Annotated in this window: 18 protein-coding genes and 1 pseudogene; 14 read left to right on the top strand and 5 right to left on the bottom strand. The window is 73.1% G+C overall.

Annotation, left to right across the window (positions count from 1 at the left end):
- Positions 1-40 precede the first annotated feature (40 nt).
- Positions 41-169: pseudogene (locus tag ACFYOY_RS26540) on the top strand (TetR family transcriptional regulator); the annotation flags it as partial.
- 159 nt (positions 170-328) lie between these two features.
- Here ACFYOY_RS26540 and ACFYOY_RS26535 read toward each other — a convergent pair.
- The 3 genes from ACFYOY_RS26535 to ACFYOY_RS26525 all read right to left on the bottom strand — a co-directional run bounded on the left by ACFYOY_RS26535 (position 329) and on the right by ACFYOY_RS26525 (position 4,535).
- Positions 329-1,270: a hypothetical protein gene (locus tag ACFYOY_RS26535; protein WP_351879232.1), complete on the bottom strand. Its 942-nt coding sequence runs from the start codon at positions 1,268-1,270 to the stop codon at positions 329-331.
- Positions 1,271-1,423: 153 nt separating this feature from the next.
- Complete coding sequence (locus tag ACFYOY_RS26530) at positions 1,424-3,589, bottom strand: MMPL family transporter (RefSeq protein WP_351879229.1); 2,166 nt, start codon at positions 3,587-3,589, stop codon at positions 1,424-1,426.
- Positions 3,590-3,992: 403 nt separating this feature from the next.
- Complete coding sequence (locus ACFYOY_RS26525; protein WP_351879226.1) at positions 3,993-4,535, bottom strand: hypothetical protein; 543 nt, start codon at positions 4,533-4,535, stop codon at positions 3,993-3,995.
- A 146-nt stretch (positions 4,536-4,681) separates the two neighbouring features.
- Between ACFYOY_RS26525 and ACFYOY_RS26520 the strand changes: the two genes are divergently transcribed.
- From ACFYOY_RS26520 to ACFYOY_RS26490, 7 genes are all read left to right on the top strand, one after another.
- Positions 4,682-5,839, top strand: coding sequence for an ATP-binding protein (locus ACFYOY_RS26520; protein ID WP_351879223.1), 1,158 nt, complete (start codon positions 4,682-4,684; stop codon positions 5,837-5,839).
- 46 nt (positions 5,840-5,885) lie between these two features.
- Positions 5,886-6,209 (top strand): nucleotide pyrophosphohydrolase, encoded by a 324-nt coding sequence (locus ACFYOY_RS26515; protein WP_228054172.1) that lies wholly within the window; start codon positions 5,886-5,888, stop codon positions 6,207-6,209.
- A 305-nt stretch (positions 6,210-6,514) separates the two neighbouring features.
- Entirely contained in the window at positions 6,515-7,000 is a 486-nt protein-coding gene (locus tag ACFYOY_RS26510) for a DUF6099 family protein (protein WP_059141673.1), read from the top strand.
- A gap of 18 nt (positions 7,001-7,018) precedes the next feature.
- Positions 7,019-7,942 carry an LLM class F420-dependent oxidoreductase gene (locus ACFYOY_RS26505; protein WP_388590048.1) on the top strand — a complete coding sequence of 308 codons (924 nt, stop codon included), beginning with the start codon at positions 7,019-7,021 and terminating at the stop codon, positions 7,940-7,942.
- Between the two features lie 23 nt (positions 7,943-7,965).
- Complete coding sequence (mmuM, locus tag ACFYOY_RS26500) at positions 7,966-8,922, top strand: homocysteine S-methyltransferase (RefSeq protein ID WP_388590045.1); 957 nt, start codon at positions 7,966-7,968, stop codon at positions 8,920-8,922.
- 33 nt (positions 8,923-8,955) lie between these two features.
- Positions 8,956-10,548 carry a 3' terminal RNA ribose 2'-O-methyltransferase Hen1 gene (locus tag ACFYOY_RS26495; RefSeq protein ID WP_351879213.1) on the top strand — a complete coding sequence of 531 codons (1,593 nt, stop codon included), beginning with the start codon at positions 8,956-8,958 and terminating at the stop codon, positions 10,546-10,548.
- The gene (locus ACFYOY_RS26490) at positions 10,545-13,169 is read left to right on the top strand and encodes a polynucleotide kinase-phosphatase (RefSeq protein WP_388590041.1); all 2,625 of its coding nucleotides are present in this window, start codon (positions 10,545-10,547) and stop codon (positions 13,167-13,169) included. The genes ACFYOY_RS26495 and ACFYOY_RS26490 overlap by 4 nt, the downstream gene beginning before the upstream one ends.
- Before the next feature lie 72 nt (positions 13,170-13,241).
- On the opposite strand, the gene ACFYOY_RS26485 is transcribed toward ACFYOY_RS26490, so the two are convergent.
- A complete protein-coding gene (locus ACFYOY_RS26485) occupies positions 13,242-14,246 on the bottom strand; it encodes a GlxA family transcriptional regulator (protein ID WP_388590038.1) in 1,005 nt (334 codons plus the stop codon).
- Between the two features lie 54 nt (positions 14,247-14,300).
- Between ACFYOY_RS26485 and ACFYOY_RS26480 the strand changes: the two genes are divergently transcribed.
- From ACFYOY_RS26480 to argF, 6 genes are all read left to right on the top strand, one after another.
- Positions 14,301-15,806 carry an MFS transporter gene (locus tag ACFYOY_RS26480; RefSeq protein ID WP_351879204.1) on the top strand — a complete coding sequence of 502 codons (1,506 nt, stop codon included), beginning with the start codon at positions 14,301-14,303 and terminating at the stop codon, positions 15,804-15,806.
- 85 nt (positions 15,807-15,891) lie between these two features.
- Positions 15,892-16,623: a Crp/Fnr family transcriptional regulator gene (locus ACFYOY_RS26475; RefSeq protein WP_351879201.1), complete on the top strand. Its 732-nt coding sequence runs from the start codon at positions 15,892-15,894 to the stop codon at positions 16,621-16,623.
- A 271-nt stretch (positions 16,624-16,894) separates the two neighbouring features.
- Positions 16,895-19,075 carry a hypothetical protein gene (locus tag ACFYOY_RS26470; protein WP_351879199.1) on the top strand — a complete coding sequence of 727 codons (2,181 nt, stop codon included), beginning with the start codon at positions 16,895-16,897 and terminating at the stop codon, positions 19,073-19,075.
- Between the two features lie 14 nt (positions 19,076-19,089).
- On the top strand, positions 19,090-19,878 hold the full coding sequence (locus tag ACFYOY_RS26465; protein ID WP_351879196.1) for a hypothetical protein: 789 nt from the start codon (positions 19,090-19,092) through the stop codon (positions 19,876-19,878).
- 169 nt (positions 19,879-20,047) lie between these two features.
- Entirely contained in the window at positions 20,048-21,277 is a 1,230-nt protein-coding gene (locus tag ACFYOY_RS26460) for an arginine deiminase (RefSeq protein WP_059141682.1), read from the top strand.
- A 188-nt stretch (positions 21,278-21,465) separates the two neighbouring features.
- Positions 21,466-22,470, top strand: a complete 1,005-nt coding sequence (gene argF / locus ACFYOY_RS26455; protein WP_388590033.1) for an ornithine carbamoyltransferase — start codon at positions 21,466-21,468, stop codon at positions 22,468-22,470.
- Here the strand turns inward: argF and ACFYOY_RS26450 are convergent.
- On the bottom strand, positions 22,457-22,927 hold the full coding sequence (locus ACFYOY_RS26450; RefSeq protein ID WP_388590030.1) for an ATP-binding protein: 471 nt from the start codon (positions 22,925-22,927) through the stop codon (positions 22,457-22,459). The genes argF and ACFYOY_RS26450 overlap by 14 nt on opposite strands.
- Between the last annotated feature and the right edge of the window lie 108 nt (positions 22,928-23,035).

Genomic DNA, 23,035 nt, shown 5'->3' with positions numbered 1-23,035 from the left:
GCCGCGCGGCGGCTGAGACGGCCGCGCATCCGCTCCCTCCGGCAAGCTCGACACCTCCACACCCGAGGTGGTCGCCGACCAGGTCCACGCGGCCGTCCACGCGCTCTTCACCGCCCCCGCGGCGATGTCGCGGACGGCAGCCGCAGCGCGCGAGCAGGCAACGGCATAGCGGGACGCGTGGCACCGGCACGGGCCGGCACCGGAGGGCAGGACGAGGGCCGCGATGCGCGCCGTGCCGCGGCCGGACCGGCGCACCGATCCGGCATCCGCGACCGCCCGCGAGGCGTCAGCTGGTGTATCCGGCCGGCCTCGGCGCGCCCGCGCGGCATCAGCCGGGCGGGGCGGCGGCGACTTCCGGGCGGGTCCGGGACGGGCCCCGGGTGAGCGTCCACATCATCGCGCCGCCCGCCACGACGGCGCACAGGTGCAGGGCGATCGCGAGGCCCAGCCGCTCCGGGAGGACGACGTCCGGGGGCGCCGCGAGCGCGACGTACAGCGTGAGGGGCAGCTTCCAGCCGTTCCACGCGAACAGCGAGCCCGAGCCGAGCCAGCCGAGGACCGACGGCAGCCAGCGGGGGAGCCGACCGGGTCCTTCGCGGCCCGGTCGTGCCACGGCGAACGCGGCGACCAGCGCCCATGTGCCGCAGATCCCGCACAGCAGGCGCCAGGTGGCGCGGCCCTCGTCGGGATGGGCGAGCCCGGCGGTGCCGCCCGCCGCCCAGTACAGCCACATCAGCCCGACGGCGGCACCGAGCGCCACGGCCGCCCGGCCGAGCGGTGAGGGCCCGCCGCCCCGGCCGGTGAACGCCTCCGGCCAGCGCCTGCGCAGATAGGCGGGGAGCGCGAGAGTGAGACCCAGGCCCATGCCGATGAAGCCGAACTGGATCAGCGCCGCCTCCCAGCCTGGCATCGTGGGGTCGCTGTCGCCCCCGGAGGCGTCCGGCTCCGACAGCAGCGAGTCGACCAGCGCGTACGGCAGCATCGATACCAGGAACCCCGCGCCGACCCAGGCGCAGACCACCACCGGCACCCCCGGCAGCCGCATCCCCCACGGCCGGGCCAGCGCCAGCCCGAGAGCGATCCCGACGGCCGCCATGCCGACCGTCACGGTGTTGAGCACCACCCACTCGGCGAGCCCGAACCCGGCCCCGACCGGCGCCAGTCCGAGCAGCGAGCCGACCACCCACGACACCTTGATCACGGCATACGGGGCCATGGCGGCGGCGCTTCCGTACGCGGCCAGCCGCCCCACCCGGTCCCAGCGGTCCATCGAGCTGCCCTTCTGCGCGCTGCGATCAGCTTCTTCAGTGCGTTGCGATCGGCTTTGTGCTCGGCGTCGGGGACCGCCTCTCGCACCGGTGGCCCTCCGCGACCATGTCGCGAAGGGCCACCGCGCCGTTCGGGCGTCCGAGGGAGCGTCAGGTCACACCCGTACGGTCTCGCCCGCCGCATCGGGCTCCTCGGCCCGTCCGGGGCCGGAGACGCCGGGCGTGCCGGGGGAGTCGTGGCGGTGGTTGGGCCACCACGCCTTGGAGCCGAGCATCGCGGTCACCGTCGGCACCAGCAGCAGCGCCATGATGAACGCGGTGAGCAGGATGCCGAAGGCGACGGCGAAGCCCATCTGCTGGAGCATGGTGTTGCTGGCCAGCATCAGCACACCGAAGGTGCCCGCCAGGATGATGGCGGCCGAACCGATCGTCGGCGCCGACTGGGCCACCGCGAGCCGGGCCGCCTCGGCCGGTGTCTTGCCCTTCCGGACCTCCTCCCGCAGCCGGGCCACCATGAGGATGTTGTAGTCCGTGCCGATCGCCACCACGAACAGATAGACGATGATCGGCAGCATGAAGAGCAGGCCGTGCTCGCCCCGGACGTTCTGGAACAGCCAGACCGTGGAACCCAGGGTCGCGGCGAAGCCGAGGCCGACCGCGAGCATCAGATACAGCGGCGCCACCACGCTGCGCAGCAGCAGGCCGAGGATCAGCATGATGGCCAGGCCCGCGACCGGGAACACCAGCCGGTAGTCGTGGTTGACCGCGTCCTCGATGTCGGCCAGCACCGCGGTCGACCCGCCCACCAGGACCTTGGCGCCCTCGGGCGCGGAGCCGTGCGCGGTGTCCCGCAGCTCCCCGGCGACCAGCTCGATGGCCTTCTCGGAGGCGGGCCGGTACTTCAGCACCACGCTGAACTGGGCCACGTCGCCCTTGGGGTTGAGCACGGCGGGGGAGACCTCGCCGACGCCCTCGACCGCCCCCAGCTTCTGCCGGAACCCGGTCAGCGCCGTGGCGTCCAGCTTGTCGCCGTTCGACTGGACGTACACCAGGCTCGGGTCGGACTCGCCGGCCGAGAAGCTCTTCTGCAGATCCGCCATGGCCTGGACGGACTCCAGGTCCTTGGGGAGCGAACTCTCGGTGTCGAACTCGGCCTTGAAGCCGAGCGCGCCCACCGCGAGGGCCGCCAGCACACCGGCGGACACCGCGGCGATCAGCCCGGGACGGCGCGACACCAGGGAGCCGACGCCGTTGGCGAGCCGGTTGCGGGGGACCTTCTTCCACGCCTTGGACGGCCAGAACGCCTTCGTTCCCAGCAGCGAGAACACCGCGGGCACCAGGGTGAGGGCCGCCACCAGCGTCACCGCGACGGAGATCGCCAGCGAGGGCCCCATGGCGCGCATGCTGCCCATCGTCGACAGCACCAGGGCGAGGAAGGCCACGATGACCGCACCGGCCGCCGAGGCGATGGTTTCGCCGACCCGGGTGACCGCGTCGACCAGGGCCTCCTTGGGCTGCTGGCCCTTACGGAGGTGTTCGCGGTAGCGGAACAGCAGGAACAGCATGTAGTCCGTGCCGACGCCGAACAGCACCACGATCAGGATCGCGGACACACTGCTGTCGGCCTCGAGCCCGAACCAGTCGCTGGCGGTGGCGATCAGACCCTGGGCCATGATGAACATCACCAGGATCATCAGCACGGGCATCAGCGCGATGAGCGGACTGCGGAAGATGGCGCCGAGCAGCACGATGATCAGGACCAGGGTGGCCATCATGATCATGGCGTCGGTGTCACCCGAGGACTCGGTGGCATCGAGGGCAGAAGCCGACGGACCGGTCACGTCGACCTTCAGCGAGGTGCCCTTCAGCAGCTTGTCGCGGTCCGCGCGCAGGTCCTTGATCGACTGCTGGGTGTCCTCGTTGTAGATGTCCTCCTTGGTCAAGTACACGTTGGCCAGCGCCATCTTGCCGTCCTTGGAGACGGCCTCGGGCGTGGTCACCACGGACTTGAAGGTCTTGTACTTCTCGTCCTGGAACCCTGTGGTCGCCTTGGTGACGGCGGCCTTGTCGGCCTCGGAGAGTTTTCCGCCGTCCGACCGCTGGTAGACCAGGATGGCGGCCGCGGTCTCGTGCTGCGGGAACGCCTGCTCCTGGAGCTTGGTCACCCGCACCGATTCGTAGTGCGACGGCAGGAAGTCGGCCTGGTCGGTGCTTGACTTCAGCGGTGGGGCCAGGATGGCCAGGCCGACCGCCGCGATGACCCACATCACGACGACCAGCCATGGACGGTGGACGGAAAACCGTCCTATTCGCCCGAACATGACGCTCCTTAGGGATTTAAGGTTCCAGTAAAGGGCACGCTAGGACAGCTGTTCAGGCCGCACCATGGGTCCCCGTGGAAATCGGCCTGGGGGCTGAGGGCGGCTCCGCCAAAGGGTTTAGGGGAGCGGCCCGCGTATCAGCATCCGTGCTGATGGCGCCTCTCGAGCCCCGGGCCGACGGCCACCGTCCGAGTCTCCGGTGCCGGTGTGCGGTCGGGCCGTGAAGTGGTGCGGACTGACATGTTGCTGACAAAATTGAGGTCGGTGGCGGTCTGTCGCGGGCGCCCCTCCTCCCGCACCGTCCGCTTCCTGACAAGCCAACCGTCACGCTCGTCGAGGCCCGCGCCTCGGCTCGTCGAGGCGACCCGCGGCGACGCCCCGCCACGGCCGTCGAGGCGCCCCGCTACGCCTCGTGGAGGGCCGTCTTCGCGGCCTCGACGAAGTCCGTGAGGGCCTGCCAGAACGGGCGGAAGGCGTCATGGAAGCGCTGTGGCGCCTCCGGCTCGCCGGAGCGCATCGCGCCCAGGGCGCGATGGAACGGACCGGTGGCCTTCTGCAGCGCGTTCGCGGCGGTGGCCGCGGCGGCCGGGCCCTCCAGCTCGACCACGCGTACACAGCGGCGCAGCTTGCCGTACTCATCGCGTTCGCGCTCGGCGAGCTCGGCCAACTCGTCCAACTCATCCAGGAGGGCGGGGCGGCGCCCCGCCTCGGCGGCTCGTTGGACGGCGGCGATCTCCCAGTACAACTCGCCGATGCTGTGGGTCTGTTCGATCAGATCGAGATACGCGCTGCGCCTGCTGTCGCGCAGCCGCTCCGTGCGCTGAGCGAGCACCGCGGTGTCCGCCTGGATCCGGGCGGCCCGGGTGTTGCCGCGGCTGGTGACCCAGCTGGCCAGGACGGCGGTGCCGCCGGTGAGGGCCGCGATCCAGAAGGTGCTGTCAGTCATGGCCCCCCATTCCGTCCTCAACTCCCCGATCTCTGGCCATCCGCCGCCACTTGGTCATCATGGGCCACCGCGGCTATCCCCCGATGGTAGGAAGATACGGAAGGCGTAACGGTTCAGCGGTATGTGCCAGAGATATGTTCCGGAGCATGAGCGCATCCGGGCTCCTGCCCGCCAGGACCGAACTGCGGCCAGTGGTCTCCGAGTTGAGGCTGTCGGCCTTCAAGACCCACCGTCGCGCCGCCTTCTCGCTGGGCCCGCTGACCCTGATCTCCGGTCCGAGCGGCAGCGGTAAGTCCGGGGTGCTGGAGGCGTACGCGGCGCTCGCTCGGCTCGCGGGCGGCGCCCGGCTCGCGGAGGTGTTCCGCGACCCGGCCGCGTACATCCCGCGCCGGGCGCGGCCGGACCGGCAGGGGCGGCGCGGGTTCCGCATCGGCTGCACCGTGGACGGCCCGGTCGGGCCCGTACAGCTCGACGTCGCCGTACAGGCCGAGCCCGAACTGCGCATCGTGGGCGAGCGGATGACGGGGGCGGGGGAGACGCTGCTGGAGACGGCACTGCGCGACCCGGGGCGGCGCTGTGTCCAGGCCGCCTGGCATACGGCGGGAGCGGTCGCGGTGACCCGCGCCCCGCTGCCCGACGACCGGCTGGCGACCTCGCTGCTGCCGCTGCGGGTCGCGGGCACGACGGAGGGGCAGCGGCTCGCGCTGGCCGCCGCCGAGCAGGTGGTCATCGCACTGCGCTCGGTCTTCCCCTGCGATCCGCGGCCGGAGCGGATGCGGGCGCCGGCGGTGCCGAGGGACGGGCGGCTGCGCGGCTGTTGCGAGAACCTGGCGGCGGTGCTGCGGCGGACCAGCCGGGAGTGCGGCACGCGCCATGCGGCGCTGGTCGCGGCGGTCCGCGCGGGGTGCGTCGGGCCGGTGGAGGGCCTGGTCACCGAGGGGCGCGCGGACGGGGTGGTGCGAGCCCTGGTCGAGCAGGGGGAGCTCGGCGCGATGCCCGTGGAGCGGCTGGGCGACGGCGAGCTGCGGTATCTCGCGCTCGCGCTCGTGCTGCTGACCGGGCCCGGTGTGCTGGCCGTGGACCCGGCGGCCGATGTGCTCCCCGCGCGGCAGGTGCTGACCGTGCTGGCCGACGGTTTCGACCGGTGTCTGGACCGGCGGCAGGCGCGGGAGCTCCTGGGGGTGGCGGCCCGGATGTGCGCACGGGGGCACATCCGGCTCGTGGGGACGGTGGGGGACGTGACGGGGGCGGTCGGGGACGCCCCCGTCACGGTGGTAGACCTGGGGCGTGAGCGAGTCCTATGAGAGCGAGCGACGAACCGACGGCCGGACCGGCGGCCGGAGTGACGGCCTGGATGTGGCGGCGCTGCAGCGCAGGCTGGCGGCCTTCGCGGCGGCGCGCGACTGGCAGCAGTACCACACCCCCAAGAACCTCGCGGCGGCGCTGAGCGTCGAGGCGTCGGAGCTGGTGGAGATCTTCCAGTGGCTGACGCCTGAGCAGTCGGCGCGGGTGATGGAGGACGAGGGGAAGGCGGCCCGGGTCGAGGACGAGGTCGCCGACGTGCTGGCGTATCTGCTCCAGTTCTGCGAGGTGCTGGGGATCGACGCGCTCGCGGCGCTCTCGGCGAAGATCGACCGGAACGAGGGGCGGTTTCCGGTGAACGGAGGGCGCTGACCGCGAACGGGGGTTGATCGTGGACGGGCGCTGACCGCGAACGGGGGCTTTGGCGGTGAATAGGGGGTCTGGCGGTGAACGGGGGACTATGACAGTGAACGGGCGCTCTGCCAGTGAACCGTGATCTCGGATGGCCTACGGGCTCTCAACCCTCCACTTCGTCACTCTCCGTAGTGAAAAAGTTATCCACATCGCAACTGTTGTCAACAGATTCCTGAATTCCCCTAGCTTTTCGGCCTGTTAGTTATCACTCTGGGTAGTGGAGGAGTGACGGGCTCGGAAGTCCGTTGAGAGGGGTGCGGGGAATGGACGCGATGCGGCTGATCGGTGTCACCCGGCACGCCCTGGCGAAGGCCGGGGGCGTGCACGACATCGTGGCCGAAGCCTGGCAGGTTCAAGCGCTGGCCGAGGCGGTCGGCGGTTATTTCGTGGTGAGCGGCCCGGCGGCCGCGCGAGCGGAGGCGCGCGGTCTGTGCGAGGCGGGCGGGCGGGCGCGCGGCGCCCTGTTCCACCCGGCGCTGCACCACCCCACGCTGCGCGGCGGCGGTTTACGGGCCGCACAGCTCTCGGAGGTGCGCGATCCGAGAGAGGTGCTGCTGGCGCTGGGGGATCTGCTCGCGGAGGCGGGGTTCGCGCTGGTCGGCGTCGCCTCCAATACGGAGGAGGAGGCGCTGTACTGGCAGTGCGTGGAGGCGATCGACGCGGCGGACGAGGCCCGGGACCGGGTGCACGGGATGCTCAGGCATCTCACGTTCCGCGAGTGGGGCGGGGAGTGGGGTGGTGCCGCATGAAGAGGCAGGATGGGGGCCATGGATCTTCGCATCTTCACCGAGCCCCAGCAGGGGGCGACCTACGACACTCTGCTCACCGTCGCCAAGGCCACCGAGGACCTCGGATTCGACGCCTTTTTCCGGTCCGACCACTATCTGCGCATGGGGAGCGTGGACGGCCTCCCGGGCCCCTCCGACGCCTGGATCACCCTGGCCGGGCTGGCCCGCGAGACCCGGCGGATCCGGCTGGGCACGCTGATGACCGCCGCCACCTTCCGGCTGCCCGGTGTGCTGGCGATCCAGGTCGCACAGGTCGACCAGATGTCGGGTGGACGAGTCGAGCTGGGCCTGGGCGCGGGCTGGTTCGAGGAGGAGCACCGGGCCTATGGGATCCCCTTCCCCAAGGAGAAGTTCGCCCGGCTGGAGGAGCAGCTGGCCATCGTCACCGGGCTGTGGCAGACCCCGGTCGGCGAGACCTTCGGCTATGACGGTGCCCACTACCAGCTGGTGGACTCCCCGGCGCTGCCCAAGCCCGCGCAGAGCAAGGTGCCGGTGCTGATCGGCGGCCAGGGGGCGAACCGTACGCCGCGGCTGGCCGCCCAGTACGCGGACGAGTTCAATATGCCGTTCGCCTCGGTCGAGGACAGTGAGCGCCAGTTCGGCCGGGTGCGGGATGCGGCCGAGGCCGCCGGCCGCAAGGGCGACGACCTGGTGTACTCCAACGCGCTCGTGGCGTGCGTGGGCAAGGACGACGCCGAGGTCGCCCGGCGGGCCGCGGCGATCGGCCGGGAGGTCGAGGAGCTGAAGGAGAACGGCCTGGCGGGCTCCCCGGCCGAGGTCGTCGACAAGATCGGGCGCTATGCGCAGGCGGGCGCCTCCCGGATGTACCTCCAGATGCTGGACCTCCAGGACCTCGACCACCTGGAGCTGATTTCCTCCCAGGTCCAGGCCCAGCTGGGCTGAGCGAACCACCAGGAGCACCCGTGATGTCCGTATCCCGCACGCCCTTGGCCACCGCGCTGGAGGGCGGGCCGCTCGTCCTCGACGGCGGGCTGTCCAACCAACTGGAGGCACAGGGCTGTGATCTCTCCGACGAGCTGTGGTCGGCCCGGCTGCTGGCCGATGACCCGGGGCAGATCGAGGCGGCCCACACCGCCTACGCACGGGCGGGCGCACGGGTGCTCATCACCAGCAGCTATCAGGCCACCTACGAGGGCTTCGCCCACCGGGGTGTGAGCCACGAGGAGGCCACGGCGCTGCTGAGGCGCAGTGTCGAGCTGGCGCGCACGGCGGCCGAGCGGGCGGCCGCCGAGCGCGCGACCACCCGTGACCGGGCCGTGGGTGACCGGATCGCGGAGCCGGTGTGGGTCGCCGCCTCCGTCGGGCCCTACGGGGCGATGCTGGCGGACGGCAGCGAGTACCGCGGGCGGTACGGACTGAGCGTGGCCGAGCTGGCGCGGTTCCACCGGCCGAGGATCGAGGCGCTGGCCGCGGCCGGACCCGATGCGCTGGCGCTGGAGACGGTGCCGGACGCCGATGAGGCCGCGGCGCTGCTGAGCGCCGTCGAGGGATGCGGGGTGCCGGTATGGCTCTCCTACAGCATCGCCGGGGAGACCACCCGGGCCGGGCAGCCCCTGAGGGATGCGTTCGCCCTGGCCGCGGGGGTCGACCAGGTGATCGCCGTCGGCGTCAACTGCTGTGATCCGGGCGACGCGGACCGGGCCGTGGAGATCGCGGCCGACATCACCGGCAAGCCGGTGGTGGTCTATCCGAACAGCGGAGAGGAATGGGATGCCACGGCACGGAGCTGGCGCGGCCGGGCGACCTTCGACCCGGGGCGGGTGAAGGCATGGCGGGACGCGGGGGCGCGGCTCATCGGCGGCTGCTGCCGGGTCGGGCCGGAGCGGATCGCGGAGCTGGCCGCCGTGGTGAGAAACCATTAGGTGAGGAAGGGGCACCGGGCGATACTCGGACGGGTGTTCTTGACGATAACCACCACCGGCACCGCCGAGCGCCCCGCGACCGACCTCGGGTTTCTGCTGCACAAGCACCCCGACAAGGCGCAGCGGTTCTCGACCTCCTACGGCACCGCGCATGTCCTCTATCCCGAGGCGACCGCCGAACGCTGCACCGCGGCGCTGCTGTTGGAAGTGGATCCCGTGGCGCTGGTGCGGCGGGGCCGCGGCAAGGGCCGGGGCGGCGCCCCCGACTCGGCGCTCGCGCAGTACGTCAACGACCGGCCGTATGCCGCCTCCTCACTGCTGGCGGTCGCGCTGAGCGCGGTCTTCTCCAGTGCGCTCAGGGGTCAGTGCAAGGCCCGGCCCGAACTGCCGGAGCGGGCGCTGCCGCTGCGGATCGAGGTGCCCGCGCTGCCCGCCCGCGGCGGCGCCGCGCTGGTCGAGCGGCTCTTCGCACCGCTGGGCTGGGCGGTGACGGCCGAGCCGGTGGCGCTGGACGAGGAGTTCCCGCGCTGGGGCGACTCGCGGTACGTACGGCTGGTGCTGGAGGGCGAGCTGCGGCTGGCGGACGCCCTGCGCCATCTGTATGTGCTGCTGCCCGTGCTCGACGACGCCAAGCACTACTGGGTCGCCCCGGACGAGGTGGACAAGCTGCTGCGCTCCGGCGAGGGCTGGCTGGAGCGCCACCCCGAGCAGCGGCTGATCACCAACCGCTATCTGGCCCGGCGCCGGTCGCTGACGCGCAGCGCGCTGGAGCGGCTGGAGCTGGCACGGCTCGCCGAGGCCGACGACACCGAGCCGGAGGAGATCGACAACGCCGTCGACAACGCCATCGGCGAACCGGCGGCCGAGCCACTGGAGGAGGACGACGGCGAAGAGGGCGCCGAGCAGTGGCCGGTGCCGCTGGCGGTACGGCGGCGGGAGGCGATACTCGGCGCCCTGCGCGGGGCCGGGGCGGCCAGGGTGCTCGATCTGGGCTGCGGCCAGGGCCAGTTGCTGGGCGCACTGCTGAAGGAGGCGCGGTTCACCGAGATCGTGGGCGTCGATGTGTCGATGCGCGCGCTCAACGAGGCGGCACGGAGGCTGCGGCTGGACCGTCCGGGGCCGGACCGTCCGGGACTGGACACCGGCACGGTCGAGCGGCAGTCGTCGGCCCGGCTGAAGCTGACCCAGGGCGCGCTCACCTACACCGACTCCCGGCTCGCCGGATATGACGCGGCGGTGCTCAGCGAGGTGATCGAGCATGTGGATCCGCCCCGGCTGCCCGCCCTGGAGCACGCCGTGTTCGGCGCCGCACGGCCCAAGGCCGTCGTGGTGACCACGCCCAACGTGGAGTACAACGTGCGCTGGGAGACCCTGCCCGCCGGGCGGATGCGCCACGGCGACCACCGCTTCGAGTGGACGCGCGAGGAGTTCCGGACCTGGGCGGAGCAGGTCGCCGAACGGCACGGCTACGCGGTGGAGTTCCGCCCCGTCGGCCCCGAGGACCCCCAGGTCGGCCCGCCCACCCAGCTCGCGCTCTTCCGCCTGGCGGCCGAGGGCGGCGGCGACGGCACGGACAGCCGGAGCGGCGACAGCACCACGATCACGACGGAGGAGGCAGCAGCATGACCGAGGAGACGCGCCCGATCGGCGTGCCCGACCTGTCCCTCGTGGTGCTCGTCGGCACCACAGGATCCGGCAAGTCCACCTTCGCCCGGCACCACTTCCTGCCCACCCAGATCGTCTCCTCCGACGTCTGCCGGGGGCTGGTCGCCGACGACGAGAACGACCAGAGCGCCACCCCCGACGCCTTCGACGTGCTGCACTACATCGTGGGCAAGCGGCTGGCCGCCGGGCGGCTGACCGTCGTCGACGCCACCAACGTCCGCAGCGAGTCGCGCCGCAGCCTGATCGGGCTCGCCCGCGAACACGACGTCCTGCCGGTGGCGATCGTCCTCGACGTCCCCGAGGGCGAGTGCGCCCGGCGCAACGCCCAGCGCCCCGACCGCGCCGGGATACCCGACCATGTCATCCCCCGCCAGCGCCGTGAGCTGCGCCGCTCCCTGAAGTCCCTGGAGCGCGAGGGGTTCCGCAAGGTGCATATCCTGCGCGGCGTCGAGGAGGCCGGGGCCGCGGAGGTCGTCACCGAGCGCCGCTACAACGATCTGCGCCATCTCAGCGGCCCGTTCGACATCATCGGCGACATCCACGGCTGCCGCTCCGAGCTGGAGACCCTGCTGGGCAAGCTGGGCTACGCCCTGCGCCGCGACGAGTCCGGCCGCCCGGTCGACGCCGCCCACCCCGAGGGCCGTACGGCGGTCTTCGTCGGCGACCTCGTCGACCGCGGCCCCGACAGCCCCGGGGTGCTGCGCCTGGTGATGGGCATGGTCGCCTCCGGCACGGCCCTGTGCGTGCCCGGCAACCACGAGAACAAGCTCGGCCGCTATCTCAAGGGCCGCAAGGTGCGGGTCACCCATGGCCTCGCCGAGACCGTGGAGCAGCTGGACCGGGAGCACACCGCGGACCCGGCCTTCGTCGACCGGGTGCGGGCGTTCATCGAGTCGCTGGTCAGCCACTACGTGCTGGACGGCGGGGCGCTGGTGGTGTGTCACGCCGGGCTGCCCGAGAAGTACCACGGCCGCACCTCCGGCCGGGTCCGTTCGCACGCCCTGTACGGGGAGACGACCGGGGAGACCGATGAGTTCGGGCTGCCGGTGCGCTATCCGTGGGCCGAGGACTACCGCGGCCGGGCCGCCGTCGTCTACGGCCACACCCCCACCCCCCGCGCCTCCTGGCTCAACAACACCATCTGCCTCGACACCGGCTGTGTCTTCGGCGGCCGGATGACCGCGCTGCGCTGGCCGGAGCGCGAGCTGGTGGACGTCCCGGCCGAGCGGGTCTGGTACGAACCGGTCAAACCGCTGACCACCGAGGCCCCCGGAGGCGCCGACGGCCGCCCGCTCGACCTGGCCGATGTGCGGGGCCGCCGCATCGTCGAGACCCGCCATATGGGCCGGATCGCGGTCAAGGAGGAGAACGCGGCGGCGGCGCTGGAGGTCATGAGCCGCTTCGCGGTTGACCCCCGGCTGCTCGGCTATCTCCCGCCCACCATGGCGCCGACCGCCACCTCCAAGGAGGGGACCGGCGGCGGAGCCGCCGACGGAGGCTTCCTCGAACACCCGGCGGAGGCGTTCGCCGCCTACCGCGCGGACGGGGTGCGCCAGGTGATCTGCGAGGAGAAACACATGGGCTCCCGCGCGGTGGCGCTGGTCTGCCGTGACGCGGACCTCGCACGGGAGCGCTTCGGCGCGCCGGACGGCGCCTCCGGCACGATCCACACCCGTACCGGACGGCCGTTCTTCGACGACGTCCAGCTCACCGAGACCGTGCTGCGCGTGCTGAGCCGCTCCATCGACGGCGCCGGGCTGTGGCAGGAGCTGGACACCGACTGGCTGCTGCTGGACGCCGAGTTGATGCCGTGGTCGCTCAAGGCCGAGGGGCTGCTGCGCAACCAGTACGCGGCGGTGGGCGCCGCCTCCCGCGCCGTCTTCCCCGGCGTTCTCGCGGCGCTGGAGGGGGCGGAGGCACGCGGTGTCGAGGTGTCCGCCCTGCTCGGCAAGCAGCGTGCACGGGCGTCGGACGCGGCCGCGTTCACCGACGCCTACCGGCGCTACTGCTGGCCGGTCGACGGGCCGGACGGTATCCGTATGGCGCCGTTCCAGATCCTGGCCGCCCAGGGCCGTAACCTCGCCACCGCGCTGCCCCATGATCAGCAGCTCGCCCTGATCGACCGGATGATCGAGGCCGAGAAGCCGGCCGCCGACGGCCACGGCGCCCGGCTGCTGGCCCCCACCCGGCGGCTGATCGTCGACACCGAGGACGAGGCGTCGGTCGCCGAGGGCGTGCGGTGGTGGCTGGACCTGACGGCGGCCGGCGGCGAGGGCATGGTGGTCAAGCCCCTCCAGGGCTTCGTGCGCAAGGGCGACGGCCGGCTGGTCCAGCCGGGCGTGAAGTGCCGGGGCCGCGAGTATCTGCGGATCATCTACGGCCCGGCGTACACCCGCCCGGAGAACCTGGACCGGCTGCGGGTGCGCCATCTGGGCCACAAGCGCTCGCTCGCCCTGCGGGAGTACGCGCTCGGGCTGGAGGCGCTGGACCGGCTGGCGGAGGGCGAGCCCCTGTGGCGCGTCCACGAGGCCGTGTTCGCGGTGCTCGCGCTGGAATCCGAGCCGGTGGACCCGCGGCTGTAACGGCCGGGAGGCGGTCCGGCCCGGACACCCAGGGACGACGGGCGGCCGGGGCGGACCCGGGCCGCCCCGGCATCAGACGGCCGGTGCCCGCGCCTCCCGGGCCCGGAACGCGCGGCGGTAGTCGTGCGGCGGCACCCCCACCGCCCGGGTGAAGTGGCGGCGCAGATTGGCCGCCGTCCCCAGCCCGCACAGCTCCGCGATCCGGTCCACCGGCAGATCGCCGCCCTCCAGCAGCTCCCGGGCGCGCGCGATTCGCTGGCCCTGCAGCCAGCGCAGCGGCGTCGTGCCCGTGGCGGCGTGGAAGCGGCGGGCCAGGGTGCGCGGGCTGGTGTGGGCGCGGCGGGCGAGGTCGGCGACGGTCAGCGGCTCGTGCAGCCGCTCGGCGGCCCAGTGCAGCAGCGGGGCGAGCGAGTCGTCGGTGCGCTCCGGCAGCGGCGCCTCGATGTACTGGGCCTGGCCGCCGGGCCGGTGGGCGGGCGCGACGAGCTGCCGGGCCAGGGTGTTGGCCGCCTCGGTGCCGTAGTCCTCGCGCACCAGATGCAGACAGACGTCGATGCAGGCCGTGGACCCCGCCCCGGTCAGCACATCGCCGTGGTCGACGTAGAGCACGGACGGATCGAGCCGTACGGCCGGATAGCGCTCGGCGAACAGCGCCGCGTACATCCAGTGGGTGGCCGCCGTACGGCCGTCGAGAAGTCCGGTCGCGGCGAGGGTGAACGCGCCCGAGCACAGCGACACGATGCGGGCGCCGCGCCGATGGGCCTCGCGCAGCGCGGCGATCAGCTCCTCGGGCGGATCGCCGCGCACATCGGCCGAGGCCGGGACGATCACCGTGTCCGCGGTGATCAGCTCCTCGGTGCCGTACGGGGTGTGGGCGGCGAACCACGAGCGGGCGGCGACCGGGTCACCGGCCTCCGTACCGCCCGGTCCGATCGCACAGACCCGCAGCTCGTACCAGGGGTCGGGGAGCCCGGGGCGATCGGTGCCGAAGACATGGCAGGGCACCGCCAGATCGAAGATCGGCATGCCCGGGGTGACGGCGAGGGCTATGGACCGCATGGCAGGAATGTAGCGCATGCTGTCACTCCTGCCACTCGCTCCGTCGTGCCCCGGGGCCGATGCTGGACGGGCATGACGACCCCTTCCTCGAAGGCCCAGGGGACCGGTGTGCCCGCGGCGGCCCCCGCCACCGCCCCCGATCCGGGCCCCACCCGCAGCCGTCGGCGCTGGCAGATCCTCGCCGTCGCGTCGGCGGCCCAGTTCCTCGCCGTGCTCGACATGATCGCGGTCAACATCGCCTTCCCCGCGATCGGCGCGGACTTCCGCTCGGCGTCCACCGCCGAGCTGTCCTGGGTGCTCAACGCCTACACCATCGTGCTCGCGGCGCTGCTGGTCCCGGCCGGCCGGCTGGCCGACGCGACCGGTGGGCGGCGCTCGTTCCTGACCGGCATCGCGCTGTTCGGGCTCGCCTCGGTCGCCTGTGGCGCCGCCCCCGGGCTCGGCACGCTGATCGCGGCGCGTGTGGTGCAGGGCGTGGCGGCGGCCGTGCTGGTGCCCACCTCCCTCTCGCTCGCCCTGCCCGCCTTCCCGCCGCGCGAACGGGCCACGGCGGTCGGTGTCTGGACGGCGGTGAGCGCGGTCGCGGCGAGTGCGGGGCCGGTGGCGGGCGGGCTGCTGGCAGCCTTCGACTGGCGCTGGATCTTCCTCGTCAATCCGCCTGTGGTGCTGGTGGCATGGGTGGCCGGGCTGCGGCTGCTGCCGCGCACCGGGCCCGTCCGCACCGGCCCCGTCCGCGGCGAGCGCCGCCGCCTCGATCCGCTGGGCACGCTGCTCGTCCTGATCGGCACCGGCTCCCTCGCCACCGCCTGCGTCGAGGCCGCGGACTGGGGCTACGGCGCCCCGGCCACCCTCGGCTTCCTCGCCGTCGGCCTGGTCATGGGCGCGCTGGCCGTGGCGCACGTACGCCGCCATCCGGATCCGGTGGTGGACCCCGCGCTGTTCCGGACCCGTGCCTTCACCGCCGCCACGCTCGGGCTGCTCAGCTACTTCCTCGCCTACGCCGCCTCGATCCTCGCCGCGACCATGCTGTTCACCGGGGCATGGGGCTGGTCCTCGGCCCGGGCCGGCCTTGCCGTCACGCCCTGGCCGCTCACCGTCCTGGTGGTGTCGATGCTGTCGGGGCGGATCGTCCGGGCGCTGGGGGAGCGGACCACGGCCGTGGTCGGCGGGCTGTGCTTCGCCGCGGGGCCGGTGTGGTGGCTGCTCCTCGCGGGCGGCGAGGGTGCCCACTACGTCGTGGAGTTCATGCCCGGGCTGGTGCTCACCGGGATCGGCGCGGGGCTCTACCAGCCGGTGATGTTCTCGGCCGCCGGACTGCTTCCGGCCCGTCAGCTGTCCCTCGGCTCCGGGGTGCTCATGATGTCCCGGCAGGGCGGCTCGGCCCTGGGCGTCGCGGCGCTGGTCGTGATCACCGGGGGCGCCGCACGGCCGGGGCTGGACGCGTTGCGCGCCGGATGGGTCTTCACGGCGGTGACCGCCGCGCTCGCGACCGTCGCGGGCGCCGCCGTGCGTACGGGAGTTCGTATGGATCCCGGGGAGAACGGCGGATCCGGCACCGACCCGCTACGGCACCATTGACGTGCCCGTGCCAGCTGCCTAGCGTGCTGACCGGTCCCTGGGTTCTCCGCAGGCATGACGACGACGAGCTGAGCGGGGAGGGCGGATGAGCCTCTTCGAGGACGGACGGCCCTTCCTGCACGCGCTTCCCGCCGACGACCGGCGCGCACTGCTCGCCCTCGGCACCCCCCGGGCCTACGCCCCCGGCGAGGTCGTGCTGCGCGAGCACGACCGTACGACCTTCGTCGTGGCGATCACCTCCGGCTGGGCCACCGTCTCGGTGGAGACCGAGCGCGGGGTGCGGCTGATCCTGGCGCTGCGCGGGACGGGCGAGGTCGTGGGCGACCAGGCCGCGGTGGACCACGGTTCACGCAGCGCCACCGTCACCGCGCTCGGCCGGATGGAGGCGGTGGTGGTCTCCGGTGACCGGTTCCGGGCCTATCTGGCGGCGCGTCCCGTCGCGACCGTGCTGATCATGCGTCAGTTCAGCTCCCGGCTGCGCAGCTCCGACGGGGAGCGGCGCTCACTCGCCTCGGAGAAGGTGCTGCAGCGGCTGGCGGCCCGGCTCGTCGAACTCGCCGAGCGCACCGGCCACCCCGCCGCCGACGGGGCGATCACCGTCGATCTGCCGCTGCCCCAGCACGACATCGCGGCCGCGGTGGGCTCGACCCGGGAGGCGGTCGCCAAGGCGCTGCGGCTGCTGCGCGGCCAGGGTGTCGTCCGGACCGCCTCGCGCCGCTTCGTGGTGATGGACATCGGACTGCTGCGGCTGCTGGCCGAGGGACGGGCGACGGGGGAACACATCCCGGCGCGCCCCGCGATTGACCCTCGCGACTGACCCCGCGACTGAGCGCGGGCGCGCACTCCCCACGCGTTCTCCGCGACTGTGTAAACGGCTACAGCGGCCCCGCCGTGCCCTGGCGACCCTGGAGTGGCACAAAGGGCGCGGGACCGTGAGCGACGGGGGTGCGCACGGCCCAGTGCCCCGCACCGGAGAAGGGCGGCGGGGCGGGCAGGGGGAGAAACCCCGCCGCCCGCTTCGCGCATTCACCGGCACTCCATCACCACCACAGCGGAAGCGGGGGCCACGGCATGAAGGACGGCGGGCGATGAGCGCATCGGAAGACGTCGACGCCCCGGCGGAGTCGCGGGGACGGCGGCTGGCCATCCCCAAGAGCGGCCCGCTGGACGGGGCGGGCCAGCCGGGCGGTGCCCGCACGGCGCGCGAGGCACGCGCCCATCTGCATATCGCCGTCGGTCCCGCCCGGCTGTGCGCCGAACCGGCGCCGTATCCCCTCCCCGAAGGCCCGGTGCCCCGCGAGGAGGTGGACCGGCTGCGGCGGCTCTACCGGACCGTCCCCGGCTATGCCGCGATGCGCGACCATCTGCGGCGCACGGGCCTGCTGGCGCTGTGCGGCGAACCCGGCACCGGCCGCGCCTGGACTGGGCTCGCCCTCCTCGCCGAGCTGTCCGAGCTGGCCGGCGGCGGGGTCTCCCGGCTGGGGTCCGGCGTTGCGCCTGGGCTCGGCCTCCCACACGTGTCCGGCCTCCCGCTCGGTTCCGGTATTCCGTACGGGCCCGGCATCCCACACGGGTCCGGTACCCCGCATGAGTCCGGCCTCCCGCTCGGGTCCGGGATCCCCCACGGGGCGTTCGGCGTGGAGAAGACCGAGCGGGGCCACGGCTATCTCCTCGAACTCCCTCTCGACCAGGCTGACTTCGCGGTCGAGCCGCTGCTGGACCGGCTGCGCGCCCACTTCGCCGGGCATGAGGCGTTCTGTGTCGTCCTGGTCGCGGGCGGCCCGGCCGCAGACCGGCTGCTGCGCGGCCGCCGCCACGCCGTGCCCTACGAGCCCCCGGCCGCCGCCGACGTCCTCGACCGCCACCTCACCGAACTGCTCGCCGACCGCCCCACCGGGCTGCTGGAGACGGCCCGCGCCGCCGCCCGGCGCCCCGAACTGGCCGAGGCGCTCGGCTTGGACGAGCCGCGGCCCGGCGAGGCCGCCCGGCTCGCCGGCCTGCTGGCCGCGCACGCCGAGGGCAGGCTGTCCGAGGAGCGGCTGCTGGAGCACTGCCGGTCGTTCGCCCCGCGCCAGGCCCGTGCGTGGTTCCTGGAGGCCGGGCGCCTCGGCACCCTGCCCGCCGCGCTGCCCGGGCTGCGCGCCGCCGCGCTGCGGATCGCGCTCGCCGTCTTCAACGGCTCGGCGCACAGCCTCATGGCGGAGGCCGCCGAACTGCTGGCCTGGGAACTGGCCGTCACGCTCGATCCGCAATACGCGCCAGGCCGCCCGCTGTTCGCCACCCGCCCCGGGGCCTCGCTCGCCACGGCACGCGCGGTCCACGGCGATGGGGTGGAAGACCTCGGGGACGCGTCGGTGCCCGTGCGCGCGGTGTGGTTCGAGGGGCGGCGGCTGGCACTCGCCGTGCTCCACGAGTCCTGGGACGCCCACCACAACCTCCGCGGCCCGATGGCCCGTTGGCTGCGCGCGCTGTGCGACGATCCGCGTCCCCAGGTGTGGGTGCGCGCGGCGGTCGCCGCGGGCGTGCTGTGCGCCCGCGACTACCTCTACGGCCTGGTCGAGCTGGCGCTGCCGCTGGCTCGTACCGACAGCCCGGTGCAGCGGATGGCGGCGGCCACCGCACTCGCCGAGGCGTCCCGCGCCCCGGAGGTGCGCCCGGCCGTGAACGGGCTGCTGCGCGACTGGGCGCGTGGCGACGACGAGCGGGAGCGCGAGACCGCCGCGCTCGCCCACGGCTACGGCCTGACGGCCGGCTCCATCGCGGCGTCCCTGGAGGAACTCGGCCGGATCGGCTGCGCCGACGACGGCCGCACCACCTCCTACGGCGTGCTGCGGCTGCTGGCCGGGACCGAGCCGGAGACCGTACTGACCGCGCTCACCCGCTGGCTGCGCGACACCCGGCGGCCCCGCCGGGACTTGGCGCTGCTCACGGTGTTGCGCGCGGTCACCACCCGCACCTCGCATCTGTGGGGGCTGTGCGAGGTGCCGGAGCTGGAGCCGTACGCCGCCTGGCCGCTGGCCACGGCGGTGCTGGCGGCCCATCCGGGGTGCGCGCCGCGGCTGGCCGAGCTGCTGCGGGCCGCGCTGACCTGGGCCAGATCGGCCGGGGCGGCCGAGGACGCGCTGGTCGGCTGGATCCGGCGGGCGGCCGGTGACGAGCGGCAACTGACGGTGTTGTGCGGCTTTCTGCCCCGCCTGGCGCAGGACGGCGACGAGCCGCTCGACGCCGCGGCGGCCACGCGGATACGGGAGGTGCTGGAGGCGCTGTGAGGAGAGAGACATCGATGGTGAAAGAGACAGAGGACCCGACAGGCACGGAGACCACGGACGACACCACGGCGGAGCGGGCGAGGACGGCGGGCGCGGGGGTTCGCCGAGTCTCGGTCACCGGGGCGCGGATGCTGCGCGAGGCGCTGCGCCACGGCGGGGACGACCTGCCCGCGGCGCTGCGGGGGGCCGATGACGGCCTGCTGCTGAGCGCGCTGGACGAGGGGCTGCCCGCTGAGCGGGCCACCCGCGTCGTGGTCGAGCTGGTGCGCCGCGCGCCCGAGCGCGGACCGGAGCTGGCTGACGCGGTCTGCGAGAAGGTGCTGCTCGCCCAGCTCTATCTCGACCCGCCGCCGCGCGCCCAGGGCGGTGCGGACGGACCGGCCGCGGACCCCGGCCGCCGGCTGCGGGTGCGCAACGCGCTGATGCTGTACGAGGGGCTGGTCCGCCCGTACGCGCAGCGCGGCGCGGTTCCGGAGCTGATGGCGTGCGTCCTGCCCGGCCTGTGGACGGCCGCCGACGGCGCGGGCCGTGAGGTGGTGCGCCGGATCGCCGGCACCCGGCAGCCCACGGGGTTCGGCGAGAAGGGCTGGAAGGCGCTGTTCGGCGGCGTGGCCGAGGAGTGCCGGGAGCACGAGGAGACGGCGGCCCGCGCCACCCGGCGCGAGGCACGGCGACGGTGGCGGCGCGGCGGCACCGACGACGGCGGCGGGCTCGATCTGAAGCCCGGCCAGCTGTGGGTCTCCGCCTTGCTGGGGTTCATCGCGGTCGCCCTGGTGCTGATCGTGGTGATCGCGGCCGGATAGCCGCCCCCCCCGGCGGCCGGATAGCCGCCCCCCCGGCGGCCGGATAGCCGCCCGCCGCGGACGGCAGGCCCCGCCCCGTGCGGCGGAACCGCGGTGGCCATCGCGATCAGCGCGAGTGATCCGTGTCGCCGGGCGTTCACAACGGGCCGCGAGCGGCGAAGATGGGGGCATGGGATTCCATGTCGACTCCGAGGCCGGGCGGCTGCGCCGCGTCATACTGCACCGCCCCGACCTGGAGCTCAAGCGGCTCACACCCACCAACAAGGACGCTCTGCTCTTCGACGACGTCCTGTGGGTGCGCCGCGCCCGCCAGGAGCACGACGGCTTCGCCGACGTCCTGCGCGACCGCGGGGTCGAGGTCCATCTCTTCGGGGATCTGCTCACCGAGAGCCTGGGCCTGCCGGACGCGCGGGCGCTGGTGCTGGACCGGGTCTTCGACGAGAAGGAGTACGGGCCCCTGGCCACCGACCATCTGCGCGCCGCCTTCGACGAGCTGAGCGCCCCCGAGCTGACCGAGGCGCTGATCGGCGGCATGACCAAGCGGGAGTATCTGGGGCGGTACCCGGAGCCGGTCTCCGTCCGCTTCCACGCCATGGAGCCCGATGACTTCCTGGTCAACCCGCTGCCGAACCATCTCTTCACCCGGGACGCCTCCGCGTGGGTGTACGACGGGGTGTCGATCAATGCGATGCGCTGGCCCGCCCGCTGGCACGAGACGGTGCACTACGAGGCCGTCTACCGCCATCACCCGCTCTTCGCCAAGGAGGACTTCCACGTCTGGTCGGAGGGGCAGGCCGCGTATCCCTCGACCATCGAGGGCGGTGATGTGCTGGTGCTCGGCAAGGGTGCGGTGCTGATCGGGATGAGCGAGCGGACCACTCCGCAGGCGGTGGAGATGATCGCGCACCGGCTCTTCGAGGCCGGTTCGGCCCGGACGATCGTGGCGCTCGACATGCCCAAGGGGCGGGCGTTCATGCACCTGGACACCGTGATGACGATGGTGGACGGGGACACCTTCACGCAGTACGCGGGGCTGGGGATGCTCCGCTCGTACACCATCGAGCCGGGCGCGGGCAGCAAGGACCTCAAGGTCACCGACCATCCGCCGGAGCATATGCACCGCGCGATAGCCGCGGCCCTCGGCCTGGACTCCATCCGCGTGCTCACGGCGACCCAGGACGTCCACGCGGCGGAGCGCGAGCAGTGGGACGACGGCTGCAATGTGCTCGCGGTCGAGCCGGGCGTGGTGGTCGCCTACGAGCGGAACGCGACGACCAACACCTATCTGCGCAAGTGCGGGATCGAGGTCATCGACATCCCGGGCAGCGAGCTGGGCCGGGGCCGGGGCGGGCCGCGGTGCATGAGCTGTCCGGTCGAGCGGGACCCGGTCGAGCCGTAGGCGAGCCCGTGGACGCGTCACGCGAGCCCGCAGAGCAGTAACGCGAGCCCGCGGACCCGTAATGCCAGGGTTCACCCCCTGGTCTCCGTATATATGCAGAGCATCGTATATGCTTCCATGGTTCCTGGCCGCGGCGCTCGCCGTAGCCCCTGATCCGCCGTGTTCGCCGTGACCTAGGAGCCACCCTTATGGCGATTGACCTCACCGGCCGCCACTTCCTCAAGGAGCTGGACTTCACCGCCGACGAGTTCCGCCGCCTGATCGAGCTCGCCGCCGAGCTGAAGGCGGCCAAGCGCGCGGGCACCGAGGAGCCGCGGCTGCGGGGCAAGAACATCGCCCTGGTCTTCGAGAAGACCTCCACCCGCACCCGTTGCGCCTTCGAGGTCGCGGCCGCCGACCAGGGCGCCTCCGCGACCTATCTCGATCCGGTCGGCTCGCAGATCGGTCACAAGGAGTCGGTGAAGGACACGGCGCGGGTGCTCGGCCGGATGTACGACGCGATCGAGTACCGGGGCCACGGCCAAGGCGTCGTCGAGGAGCTCGCCGCGCACGCCGGGGTGCCCGTCTACAACGGCCTCACCGACGAGTGGCACCCCACCCAGATGCTCGCCGACGTGCTGACCATGACCGAGCACAGCGACAAGCCGCTGGACCAGGTGGCCTACGCCTACCTCGGCGACGCCCGGTACAACATGGGCAACTCCTACCTCGTCACCGGGGCCCTGCTGGGCATGGACGTCCGCATCGTCGCGCCCAGCCTGCTGTGGCCCGACAGCACCATCGTGGAGCTGGCGCGCCAGCTCGCCACGGCCACCGGCGCCCGGATCTCGCTCACCGAGAACGTCGAGGAGGGCGTGCGCGGCGCGGACTTCGTCGCCACCGATGTGTGGGTGTCCATGGGTGAGCCCAAGGAGGTGTGGGACGAGCGGATAGCGCTGCTGGGGCCGTACGCGGTGACGATGGATGTGCTGCGCGCGACGGGCAACGACGCCGTGAAGTTCCTGCACTGCCTGCCGGCCTTCCATGACCTGGGCACCGACGTCGGCCGGGAGATCCATGAGCGGCACGGGCTGACCGAGCTGGAGGTCACCGACGAGGTCTTCGAATCCGAGCACTCCGTCGTCTTCGACGAGGCGGAGAACCGGATGCACACGATCAAGGCGGTGCTGGTCGCGACCCTCAGTGCTCCGTAGGGCGCTCCGCCGGGCCTTCCGCGGGGCCATCCGTGGGCGGAAGGATGAACCAGACGGCCTTGCCGTAGGGGGTCGGCCGGTAGCCCGCGTCCGCGCTGAGGGTCCGGATCAGCAGCAGACCGCGTCCGCCCTCGGCGAGGCTGTCGGGTCTCTTGGGACCTTCGGGGTGCCCCAGCGAGTCCAGCCCGCCGGGCGGATTCGGGTCCTGGTCGTGCACCTCGACCTGCCAGCCCCCGGTCGGCACCAGCTCCACCACCAGCTCTATCGGCTCGTCGCCGTCCGTGTGCCGCACCGCGTTGGCCACCAGCTCCGCCGTCAGCAGCTCCGCGGTGTCGCCGTCCACCGGCGCCCCGATGTCGGCCAGGGTGTTCCGGATCAGCGCGCGCGCCAGCGGTACGGCGGCCGTCGTATGCGGCAAGGCGAAGCGCCAGGTGGCGGCGTGGGAGGAATCGGGCACGGAAGGGGTCCAGTCGGTCGGCGTGAAACGGAATACCGCAGCCCTTGACGGTACGAAGCGGACGATAGTGCCGGAAGGGGCCGTGGACCACTCTTGACGGGACCTAGG

This window comes from Streptomyces sp. NPDC007875 (assembly GCF_042868035.1).
GTDB classification, from domain to species: Bacteria; Actinomycetota; Actinomycetes; order Streptomycetales; family Streptomycetaceae; genus Streptomyces; species Streptomyces antimycoticus.
This window is presented reverse-complemented; position numbering and strand designations above follow the sequence as displayed.